10 protein-coding genes and 1 pseudogene are annotated in these 10,703 nt (G+C 61.1%); 6 read left to right on the forward strand and 5 right to left on the reverse strand.

Annotated features, from left to right (window positions below):
* The first annotated feature begins 368 nt into the window (after positions 1–368).
* Complete coding sequence (gene cstA / locus ABLV54_RS12555) at positions 369–2,474, forward strand: pyruvate/proton symporter CstA (RefSeq protein WP_023288789.1); 2,106 nt, start codon at positions 369–371, stop codon at positions 2,472–2,474.
* Between the two features lie 60 nt (positions 2,475–2,534).
* Positions 2,535–2,732: a YbdD/YjiX family protein gene (locus tag ABLV54_RS12560; RefSeq protein ID WP_023288790.1), complete on the forward strand. Its 198-nt coding sequence runs from the start codon at positions 2,535–2,537 to the stop codon at positions 2,730–2,732.
* On the opposite strand, the gene ABLV54_RS12565 is transcribed toward ABLV54_RS12560, so the two are convergent.
* The 4 genes and pseudogenes from ABLV54_RS12565 to ABLV54_RS12580 all read right to left on the reverse strand — a co-directional run bounded on the left by ABLV54_RS12565 (position 2,729) and on the right by ABLV54_RS12580 (position 5,313).
* Complete coding sequence (locus ABLV54_RS12565; RefSeq protein WP_032455082.1) at positions 2,729–3,133, reverse strand: helix-turn-helix transcriptional regulator; 405 nt, start codon at positions 3,131–3,133, stop codon at positions 2,729–2,731. The genes ABLV54_RS12560 and ABLV54_RS12565 overlap by 4 nt on opposite strands.
* Positions 3,108–3,240 (reverse strand): annotated as a pseudogene (locus ABLV54_RS12570) (hypothetical protein). Before ABLV54_RS12570 ends, ABLV54_RS12565 begins: the two are co-directional and overlap by 26 nt.
* Before the next feature lie 183 nt (positions 3,241–3,423).
* A complete protein-coding gene (locus ABLV54_RS12575; protein WP_050533001.1) occupies positions 3,424–4,167 on the reverse strand; it encodes a 3-oxoacyl-ACP reductase family protein in 744 nt (247 codons plus the stop codon).
* 57 nt (positions 4,168–4,224) lie between these two features.
* On the reverse strand, positions 4,225–5,313 hold the full coding sequence (locus tag ABLV54_RS12580) for an oxidoreductase (protein ID WP_135704078.1): 1,089 nt from the start codon (positions 5,311–5,313) through the stop codon (positions 4,225–4,227).
* Between the two features lie 163 nt (positions 5,314–5,476).
* Here ABLV54_RS12580 and ABLV54_RS12585 point away from each other — a divergent pair, with 163 nt between their 5' ends.
* From ABLV54_RS12585 to ABLV54_RS12600, 4 genes are all read left to right on the forward strand, one after another.
* The gene (locus tag ABLV54_RS12585; protein WP_050532999.1) at positions 5,477–6,979 is read left to right on the forward strand and encodes a sugar ABC transporter ATP-binding protein; all 1,503 of its coding nucleotides are present in this window, start codon (positions 5,477–5,479) and stop codon (positions 6,977–6,979) included.
* A complete protein-coding gene (locus tag ABLV54_RS12590) occupies positions 6,976–7,974 on the forward strand; it encodes an ABC transporter permease (protein WP_048297022.1) in 999 nt (332 codons plus the stop codon). The genes ABLV54_RS12585 and ABLV54_RS12590 overlap by 4 nt, the downstream gene beginning before the upstream one ends.
* A 20-nt stretch (positions 7,975–7,994) precedes the next feature.
* Positions 7,995–9,059 carry a sugar ABC transporter substrate-binding protein gene (locus ABLV54_RS12595; protein WP_032455089.1) on the forward strand — a complete coding sequence of 355 codons (1,065 nt, stop codon included), beginning with the start codon at positions 7,995–7,997 and terminating at the stop codon, positions 9,057–9,059.
* A gap of 117 nt (positions 9,060–9,176) precedes the next feature.
* Entirely contained in the window at positions 9,177–10,418 is a 1,242-nt protein-coding gene (locus ABLV54_RS12600) for an LVIVD repeat-containing protein (protein WP_050532998.1), read from the forward strand.
* Positions 10,419–10,508: 90 nt separating this feature from the next.
* Here ABLV54_RS12600 and ABLV54_RS12605 read toward each other — a convergent pair.
* A partial coding sequence (locus tag ABLV54_RS12605) for a hypothetical protein (RefSeq protein ID WP_348814166.1) occupies positions 10,509–10,703 on the reverse strand: 195 nt, incomplete at its 5' end.

Below are 10,703 nucleotides of genomic sequence, written 5' to 3' on the forward strand. Positions count from 1 at the left end.
CGTATCGGCGCAATGGGTAGCCCGGATAAGGCGCAGCGCGCCGCCATCCGGGAATATCCCCGCTCGGCTGTACTTAGCAGGGCTACGGTTTCTGGGTCAGGAAGCTGCTGTTTCCCCGGCTTGCGCTGCGCTTAGCCGGACTACGGATCTGTAGGTCGGGTAAGGCGTTAGCCGCCACCCGACAAACAAACGGCACCGTTCACGATAATCCTTTCATTCATTTTCCTGCCTTAAGTGATCTCGCTAGCAATGTGAGACAAATCTCTGTGGGTGGACGGCATCTGCGCTGTTTCGATGTTGTTAAAGTCTGCGTTGTGTTCTAGAAACAAACTGTAACATCCTGATTACCCTACCGGTGGACCACAACAATGAATAATTCAGGGAAATACCTTATCTGGGCACTGCTCTCCGTGATCGGAGCCTTTGCCCTCGGCTACATTGCTTTAAACCGGGGTGAGCAGATCAACGCGCTGTGGATTGTCGTCGCGGCAGTCTGCGTTTATCTGATCGCGTATCGTTTTTACGGCCTGTATATCGCCAAAACCGTGCTCGGCGTCGACCCGACGCGCATGACGCCCGCGGTGCGGCATAACGATGGCCTCGACTATGTCCCGACTGACAAAAAAGTGCTGTTCGGTCACCATTTTGCCGCCATCGCCGGCGCGGGGCCGCTGGTGGGCCCGGTGCTCGCCGCGCAGATGGGCTATCTGCCGGGGATGATCTGGATCCTCGCCGGCGTAGTGCTGGCCGGGGCGGTGCAGGACTTTATGGTGCTGTTCGTTTCCACCCGTCGCGACGGCCGTTCGCTGGGCGAGCTGGTGAAAGAGGAGATGGGGGCGACCGCCGGGGTGATTGCCCTGGTGGCGACCTTTATGATCATGGTGATCATCCTCGCGGTGCTGGCGATGATCGTGGTGAAAGCGCTGACCCACAGCCCGTGGGGAACCTATACCGTGGCCTTTACCATTCCGCTGGCGCTGTTTATGGGGATCTATATTCGCTATCTGCGCCCGGGGCGCATTGGCGAAGTGTCGGTGATTGGGCTGGTATTGCTGGTGTTCGCCATTATCTCCGGCGGCTGGGTAGCGGAAAGCCCGACCTGGGCGCCGTTCTTTGACTTTACCGGCGTCCAGCTCACCTGGATGCTGGTGGGCTACGGCTTTGTCGCCGCGGTGCTGCCGGTCTGGCTGCTGCTCGCCCCGCGCGACTACCTCTCCACCTTCCTGAAAATCGGCACTATCGTCGGTCTGGCGATCGGCATTCTGATTATGCGTCCGACCCTGACCATGCCGGCGCTGACCAAATTTATCGACGGCACTGGCCCGGTATGGACTGGCAACCTGTTCCCGTTCCTGTTTATCACCATCGCTTGCGGCGCGGTGTCGGGCTTCCACGCCCTGATTGCCTCCGGTACCACGCCGAAGATGCTGGCGAATGAAAATCAGGCCTGCTTTATCGGCTACGGCGGCATGCTGATGGAATCCTTCGTGGCGATTATGGCGCTGGTGGCCGCCTGTATCATTGACCCGGGCGTCTACTTCGCGATGAACAGCCCGATGGCGGTGCTGGCGCCGGCGGGAACCACCGATGTGGTGGCCTCGGCGGCGCAGGTGGTGAGCGGTTGGGGCTTTGCGATTACCCCGGAAACGTTGACGCATATCGCTAATGAAGTGGGCGAGCAGTCCATCATCTCTCGCGCCGGCGGGGCGCCTACGCTGGCGGTGGGCATGGCCTACATTCTCCACGGCGCGCTGGGCGGGTTGATGGACGTTTCGTTCTGGTACCACTTCGCCATTCTGTTTGAAGCGCTGTTTATCCTGACGGCGGTGGATGCCGGCACCCGTGCGGCGCGCTTTATGCTGCAGGATCTGCTGGGGGTGATCTCCCCGAACCTGAAGCGTACTGACTCGTTACCGGCTAACCTGCTGGCGACGGCGCTGTGCGTGCTGGCGTGGGGCTACTTCCTCCATCAGGGAGTGGTCGATCCGCTGGGCGGCATTAACACCCTGTGGCCGCTGTTCGGTATCGCCAACCAGATGCTGGCGGGGATGGCGCTGATGCTCTGCGCAGTGGTGCTGTTCAAGATGAAACGTCAGCGCTATGCGTGGGTGGCGCTGGTGCCGACGGCCTGGCTGCTGATCTGTACCCTCACCGCCGGCTGGCAGAAGGCCTTCAGCCCGGACAATAAAGTGGGCTTCCTGGCGATTGCCAACAAGTTCCAGGCGATGATCGACAGCGGCAAAATCCCGGCGCAGTACACCGAGTCGCAGCTGGCGCAGCTGGTGTTTAACAACCGTCTCGATGCCGGGCTGACCATCTTCTTTATGATCGTGGTGGTGGTGCTGGCGCTGTTCTCGATTAAAACCGCGCTGGCGGCGCTGAAAGAGAATAAACCGACGGCGAAAGAGACACCGTATGAGCCAATGCCTGAAAACCTGGACGCGATAGTGACCCAGGCGAAAGGGGCGCATTAACCTGTGTGCCGGGTGGCGGCTTCGCCTTACCCGGCGTACTTTTTCTGTGAGATCAGAATTATGTTCGACACCCTTTCCAAAGCAGGTAAGTACCTGGGCCAGGCCGCCAAAATGATGATCGGCGTGCCGGATTACGACAACTACGTCGAGCACATGCGCGTCAACCATCCGGATCAGACGCCAATGACCTACGAAGCATTTTTCCGCGAACGCCAGGACGCCCGCTACGGCGGCAAGGGCGGGGCGAAGTGCTGTTAACCCTCTTTCGGCAGATAGAGGCTGATCTGCTCCTGCTTACAGCCGTAGAGCGCCGCCAGCTTCTCGCGGGTGCGCTTCTGCGGACGGGAGTCCAGCGCTTCCAGCTGTGACACGGCGGACTGGCTGATGCCGAGCTTTTCGGCGACCTCCTGCTGGGACATCCCGCGCAGGATGCGCCACGCAGCCTGCAGGCTGACGTTTTCTTTATGCATCACGTCGCATACTTCGCCTGGCAGCATGACGTTATCATAGATGTCTGATTCATAAGGAATATCTTCCCAGTCGCTTTCATCCTCGTCGTCGTACTCCAGCAGAGCCAGGCGCATACGAAAGTAATCACTGTAAGGAATGACGACATACTGGTCTTTTCCTTCTTCATCCTTGATGTACTGAATAGTCATATTCGGCATGCTCCTCATGCAGGTAGGTGGTGGTGGTTCGGCGTTTAACCGCCACTATCGATTTTAGAAAATGGCTTATCTGCCGTTTTTGACCAGACAATCTTCATCCGTACCTCCACTGTACGACCACACAAAATACAAGGAAATAATAAGACTATTAGATAAATTCCGAATTTCTTATGGGGTAGGGTAGAGCGGAGAAAAAACGCAGGTAAGCGGCAAAACGCAACCCGTCGAGGCGGCTCGAAAAGGCCTCTGCCGGGCGACAGAGGCTCGCAGAAAATGTGCGATCAGGCGTTCAAACCGCCATCCACGTCCAGCCCGGTGCCGGAGATCTGCCCGGTGGCCGGGCTGGCGAGGAAGGTGACCGCCGCGGCGATGTCTTCCGGCTGGCCGTAGTGACCTAACGCAATAAGTTGACGCTGGGCATCGGCCTGCTCGCCGTCTTCCGGGTTCATATCGCTGTTGGTCGGGCCGGGATGGACGAGGTTAACGGTGATCCCGCGGGGGCCTAAATCGCGCGCCAGGCCGCGGGTAAGGGAGTTGAGGGCGGACTTGGTCATCGAGTAAACCGCGATGCCCGGCTGCGCCACGCGGTTAGCCAGACAGCTGCCGATGTTGATGATGCGCCCGCCGTCTGACATATGCACCAGCGCCTCCTGGATGGCGATAACCACCCCACGAATATTGACGTTGATAAGCGCGTCGATGTCCGCCAGCGTCATGGACTCCAGCGGGCCGCCGCGCGCGATCCCGGCGTTGTTGACCAGAATGTCCAGCCCGCCGAGGGAGCGCGCCGCATGGGTGACGGCATCCTGAATCGCCTGCGCGCTGGCGCTGTCGGCCTGCACCGCTTCACCGTGCCGCCCCAGCGCTTTTATTTCATCGGCGACCGCCTGGGCTTTATCGGCCGATTTTTCATACGTAATAACCACGTCGGCGCCGGCGCGCGCCAGCGACAGGGCGATAGCCCGACCCAACCCACGGCTGGCGCCGGTAACCAGCGCCTTCTTACCTGTTAAATCGATCTGCATGATGACCTCGTTGCGAGAGTGGTGAGAATCATCATTAGGTATAGACGGTCGGGGTGATTAACGGCTGAAGTATTCCACCTTCTCAAACGCCGCGCGCAGAACCTCAGGGGTTAACGTCACCGGTAAATAGTGAATCGACTCGCCCGGGCGCAGGGTATGGGCAATGACCCGGTCAAACTCTTCGCGGTTAGTGATATCGACCTCCAGCGCCGCCAGCGTCGCCGGCAGGTTAAAGCGCTGCCAGGCCTGCACCAGCTGCGCCAGGACCTCATCCTGACCGAGCAGGGCGCTTTGCACCAGAATGCCGTAGGCCACCTTGGTGCCGTGGAGGAATTTATCCGTCTGCGGCAGCACCGTCAGCCCGTTATGCACCGCGTGGGCGGCGGCGACCCGGGTGTAACGTTCCCCCAGCCCGCCAACCATCCCGCCGCCGGCGATAACCGCATCCACCACATCGCGAAACGCCTGGCTCAGCTCGCCGCGGCGCTGGTCCGCCAGCGCCGTTTCGCTGCTGGCCAGCAGCACGTCGCGGATCGCCAGCGCGCCGTTAATCCCCAGCCGCACGGTGAGCGGCAGGGCCTCCGGCTGCGGCGCCAGCACCACTGCCTCATACCATTTGGCTAAGGTGTCGCCAATGCCCGCCAGCAGGTACTCCGCCGGGGCGTTGAGAATGATGCGCGGCTCGACCAGCACCAGGAAATTCGCGTCATCGAAGATCTCAAAATTCAGGGCCTGTCCGGCGTCGCTGTACCACACCGACAGCGGCGTCCATGCCGCGCAGGTGGCGGCGATGGTCGGGATGGCCACCAGCGGAACCCCCAGGCGGCGGGCCAGCGCTTTCGCGCTGTCGAGCAGCGCGCCGCCGCCTACGCCAATCACTACCGCCCGATCGTCACCTGAGGCCTGCGCCAGCGCCGCCACATCGCGTTCGCTGCAGTGGCCGGTAAAGCGGATCTTTTTTGCCTCCGGCAGGTGGAAGGCCGCCGGCAGAAAAGGTTCGGCGCCGGCCAGGGCGCGCTCGCCATAGACCCACACCGCCCGCGATAGCTGGTCGGCGTTAAAAAAATCGCTTAGCCGCTGAAGGCTGCCAGGGTGGGAGAAATAGTTGGCCGGGCCGGGCACGACGCGGATCTCGCTGTTGCTCATGAAAGCTGTCCTTATAGGTGTTGGGCTAACCTGATGTTATGTCTGGACATCCAGATGGCTAATATTATTTCGTTGTATCTTATGCTTTTTACGCAGTTGTCAGCCAGCGGCGGCTATGAAAAATTCGTTAAATCAGAAGATTAATTGCCGCACGGGAGCAGTGATGAGCGCGAATCGCCTTGAGATGCATAACATTAGCCTGGCCTTCTCCGGCTTTCAGGCGCTGAACAAGGTAGCCTTCACCCTTCATGGCGGGTCGGTGCATGCCCTGACCGGCGCCAACGGCGCGGGTAAGTCGACGCTGATGGCGGTGCTGTGCGGCACCCACGCCCATTATCAGGGCGAAGTGACGATCAATAACCAGCCGGTCACCATTCGTTCGCCGCGGGATGCCAAACAGCTGGGGATCCACCTGGTGCAGCAGGAGGTGGACGTGGCGCTGGTGCCGGGCCTGAGCATTGCCGAAAACATCATGCTGGACAGGCTGGCGGAGCCGGGGACGACCTTCCGCTGGTCGCGGGTTCGGCAGCTGGCGCGCGAGGCGCTGGCGCAGCTGGACGTGGCGCTGGACGTCAGGCGCTCTATTGACAGCTGCACGCTCGCCGAAAAACAGCAGATCCTGCTGGCCCGCGCCCTGTCGCACCATTGCCGCTTTCTGATCCTCGATGAACCCACCGCGCCGCTGGATCAGCATGAAAGCGAACGCCTGTTTGCGGTGGTACGCCGTCTGCAGCAGCAGGGGATCGGGGTGGTGTTTATTTCGCACCGCATCCACGAGCTGAAGGCGATCTGCGACACCCTGACGGTGCTGCGCGACGGGCGTCTGATTGAGAGCGGCCCGATGGCGCCGCTGAGCGGGGAACAGATTGTCGAAAAGATGCTGGGCCACGAGCTGAGCGATATCTTCCCGCCGCCGCGTCCACCGCACGGTGAAGAAGTGCTGCTGCAGGTGGAAGGGCTGCACGATGAGGCGCTGCTGCAGGATATCTCGCTGCGCCTGCGTAAGGGGGAAATTCTGGGTATCGCCGGGCTGGCCGGGGCGGGCAAAACCGAGCTGTGCAAAGCGCTGTTCGGCGCCAGCAAAAGCCGGGTGCAGCGCGGCGAGCTGAACGGCCAGCCGTGGCGGCCGCGGGATCCCGCCGACTCGGTGGGGCGCGGCCTGGCGCTGGTCCCGGAGGAGCGGCGCAAAGAGGGCATTTTCATCGAAGAGCCGATCGCGATGAACCTGGCGGTCAGCGCCGATAACCACTTTTCGCGCTGGAGCCTGTTCGGCCATCGCCAGGCCTGGCGCTGGGCGGAGGAGGTGATAGCCCGCCTCGGCGTGCGCGCCACCGGTCCCGGTCAGACGCTGCGCCGTCTGTCCGGCGGCAATCAGCAGAAGGTGGCCATTGGCAAATGGTTGCGCGGCGATGCCAACGTTTTGATTTTTGACGAACCGACCAAAGGGGTCGATGTGAAAGCGAAAACCGATCTGTTCATGCTGATCGATGGTCTGGCGCGGGAAGGCAAAGGGGTGATTTATGCCTCGGGTGAATTCGCCGAGCTGGTCGGTTTATGCGACCGCATCTGCGTACTATGGGACGGACGGATCGTGGCGGAGATCCCCGGCGCGGAAGCCCGGGAAGAGACACTGCTTTATTATTCAACCGGAGGAGCGGCAGCGTGAGCAAGGCCCTGGCAGTGAACGCGACGGTATCGGGCCGTCAGCGATTTTTTGATTTTCTCTATAAGTGGGGCATGTTGCTGACCGTGGTGCTGCTGGTGGCGGTCTTTGGCTTCGCCTCGGACAACTTCCTTGACCCGTTCAACATCATCAACATTCTGCGCTCGATAGCCATCGTGACGGTGATTGCCATTGGGGTGTCGATTTCCCTCACCATCGGCGGCTTCGATCTGTCCGTCGGATCGACGGCGTCGCTGGCCAACGCCCTGGTGATCTCTCTGTTTGTCTGGCACGGCCTGGGGACCACCGAAGCCATTCTGATCACCCTCGCGCTCTGCACCCTGGTGGGGTTGTTTAACGCCTTTCTGATCGTGGTGCTGCGCATCCCCGACATGCTCGCCACCCTGGCCAGCCTGTTTGTGATTCAGGGGGTGGCAATGACATACAGCTACGGCGGGTCGATTACCGAAAACATGGTGCTGCCGAGCGGCGAGATGGCAGAAGGCACCATCCCGGCGGCATTTGGCGCGCTGGGCCAGGTGCCGACCATCGTCATCATCATGCTGGTGGTGACGCTGGTCGCCCAGCTGGCGCTGTCGTTCACCACCCACGGCCGGCGGATGTACGCCATCGGCGGCAACCCGGAGGCGGCGCGGCTCTCCGGCCTGCGGATCACGCGTTATAAAGTGGCGGCGTACGTGGTTGCCTCGCTGCTGGCCGGGCTCGGCGGCATTCTGCTGGCCTCGCGTATCGGATCGTCGCAGGTTAACGCCGGCGGCGGCTATCTGATGGACGCGGTGGCGGCGGCCTGGATCGGCTTTTCGCTGGCCGGCTCCGGCAAACCGAACGCCCTGGGGACGCTGGTGGGGGCGGTGATCCTCGGCGTGCTCTCCAACGGGCTGGTGATGCTCTCGGTGCCGTATTACGCGATGGACATTATTAAAGGGCTGGTACTGGCTGGCGCGCTGGCACTGACCTATTTTCAGCGCCGTACTTAACATTTTACAGGGTAAACCGCATGAAAAAGATCGCACTCTCTCTCATTACGCTGGGTCTGCTGCAGTCGACGGCGGCGCTGGCCACCGCCCCGACGCCGGTGCCGGCGGCCATTGCCGAACACAACGGCCCGATCCGCATTGCAGTGATCCGCAACCTGGGGTCTGACGATAACACCACCCAGTTTGTCGCCGGGGCGCTGCAGGAAGGCAAAAAGCTCGGTTTCAAAATCAGCACCTTCCTGAGCAACGGCGATGACGCCAAATTCCAGGACTTCGTCAACCAGGCGATCAGCCAGAAATACGACGGCATTATTCTCTCCCAGGGGCGTGACCCCTATTCGACGGCCCTGGTGAAGAAGGCGGTGGACGCCGGGATCAAAGTGGCGGTGTTCGATACCGCGGTGAGCGGCGAGATCCCCGGCGTGACGGTCAGCCAGCAGGATGACGCCTCACTGACCGATCTCTCCTTTGGCCAGCTGGTGAAAGACTTCAACGGCAAAGCCAACATCGTCAAGCTGTGGGTGGCGGGTTTCCCGCCAATGGAGCGCCGTCAGGCGGCTTACCAGACGCTGCTGAAGCAAAATCCGGGGATTAAAGAGCTGGAGTCGATCGGCGCCGTTTCGTCCGATGTGCAGGGCGACACTGCCAACAAGGTGGGGGCGATCCTCGCCAAATATCCGAAAGGGAAAATCGACGCTATCTGGGGCACCTGGGATGCCTTTAGCCAGGGGGCCTATAAGGCGCTGAAAGAGAACGGCCGCACCGAGATCAAACTCTACAGTATTGATATTTCCAACCAGGATCTGCAGCTGATGCGCGAAGCCGGCAGCCCGTGGAAGGTGAGCGTGGCGGTGGATCCGAAGCTTATCGGCGCGACCAACGTGCGGCTGATCGCCAATAAGATCGCCGGCGAGCCGACGCCGGCCACCTACGACTTCAAGGCGGCGGCGATCCCGCAGGCGCTGCTGGCGGCCCAGCCGGGGGCGGTGAACGTGGCCACGCTGGGGAAAATCATTCCGGGCTGGGGCCAGACGGAAGACTTTATCGCGCCGTGGTTTGCGACGCTGGAAGCGAAAAACAAATAAAACGAAGCCGGGTGGCGGCGGGGGCGGCCTGTTGCCCTTTCCCACAGGGAGAGGGGGAAAACCAACAGCGCCCGTAGGCCCGGTAAGCGCAGCGCCACCGGGCGAAAGGAATTCCCTATGTCAGCATTACCTTCCCCAGAATACAGCCGCAATATGCGGCTGATCGGCCATAGCGACCAGGGCGGTCGTCCGGACGGCGTCCAGCTGATGGTGCATCGCGGATTCGCCTATATTGGCCATATGGTGTCGCAGGGTTTTTCCGTGGTCGATGTTCGCGATCCGACCCGGCCCACCACGGTCAACTATATTGCCGCGCCGCCGGGCACCTGGAACGTGCACCTCCAGGCGCATGACGATCTGCTGCTGGTGATCAACGCCCGGGATCTGTTTGCCGATGCCCGTTTTGCCGATGAGAAGGTGTACTACACCCGCTCGGTGGGTGACACGGTCAGCGATGTGCAGGACAAAGGCTGGAGCGCCGGGCTGCGCGTGTTTGATATCTCCACGCCGGATAAGCCGCGTGAAATTGGCTTTCTGTCGCTGAACGGTATCGGCATTCACCGCATCTGGTACGTCGGCGGCCGCTGGGCGTATGTGTCCGCGCTGATCGACGGTTTTACCGACTACATCTTCCTGACCATCGATCTGGCCGATCCGCGTAAACCGCAGGTTGCCGGGCGCTGGTGGCTACCGGGGATGCACCAGGCGGGTGGTGAAACACCGGACTGGCCGCAGGGCAAACGCTATGCGCTGCACCACGCCATTATTGCCGGGGATACCGCCTACGGCAGCTGGCGCGACGGCGGCCTGACGCTGCTGGATGTCAAAGACCGTACCCAGCCGACGCTGATTAGCCATCGCAACTGGAGCCCGCCGTTCGGCGGCGGAACGCATACCGCGCTGCCGCTGCCGGATCGCGATCTGCTGGTGGTGCTGGATGAGGCGGTGCTCGACAATCAGGAGGACGGCGAGAAGCTGATCTGGTTGTTTGATATTCGCGAGCCGGCGAACCCGGTGAGTATCTCAACTTTCCCACAGCCTGACGAAATCGACTATGTGGCGAAAGGGGCGCACTTCGGGCCGCATAACCTGCATGAGAACCGGCCGGGGAGTTTTGTCAGCTCAACGCTTATCTTCGCCACCTATCAGAATGCCGGCGTGCGGGCGTACGATATTTCCAACCCGTATCGTCCGCTGGAGACCGGGGCGCTGGTGCCGGCTGCTCCTGAGAGGATGATGGATACCCGTCCCGGCCGCCCGCGGGTGATCCAGTCCTGCGATGTGTTTGTCGATGCGCAGGGCATTATCTACAGCACCGATTACAACGGCGGGCTGTCGGTGATTGAGTATCTGGGGTGAGGACAAGGTCAACGCAAAATTGTGCTCGCATTTCTGCCGGGTGGCGGCTTTCGCCTTACCCGGCCTACAAAAGACTGCAATATCAAACCGTTATGCCGTTATCTGTAGGCCCGCGCAAGCGCAGCGCCGCCGGGCAATCCCTGAAGATTGCACTTTTTTAGGGTTTGCTTCCTCTCCCAGGGGAGAGGTCTGGGGTGAGGGCAAGGTCAACGCAAAATTGTGCTCGCATTTCTGCCGGGTGGCGGCTTTCGCCTTACCCGGCCTACAAAAGACTGCAATATCAAA

Origin of the sequence: Klebsiella sp. JB_Kp042 (assembly GCF_040065275.1) — a bacterium.
In the GTDB taxonomy this organism is placed as follows: Bacteria; Pseudomonadota; Gammaproteobacteria; order Enterobacterales; family Enterobacteriaceae; genus Klebsiella; species Klebsiella quasipneumoniae.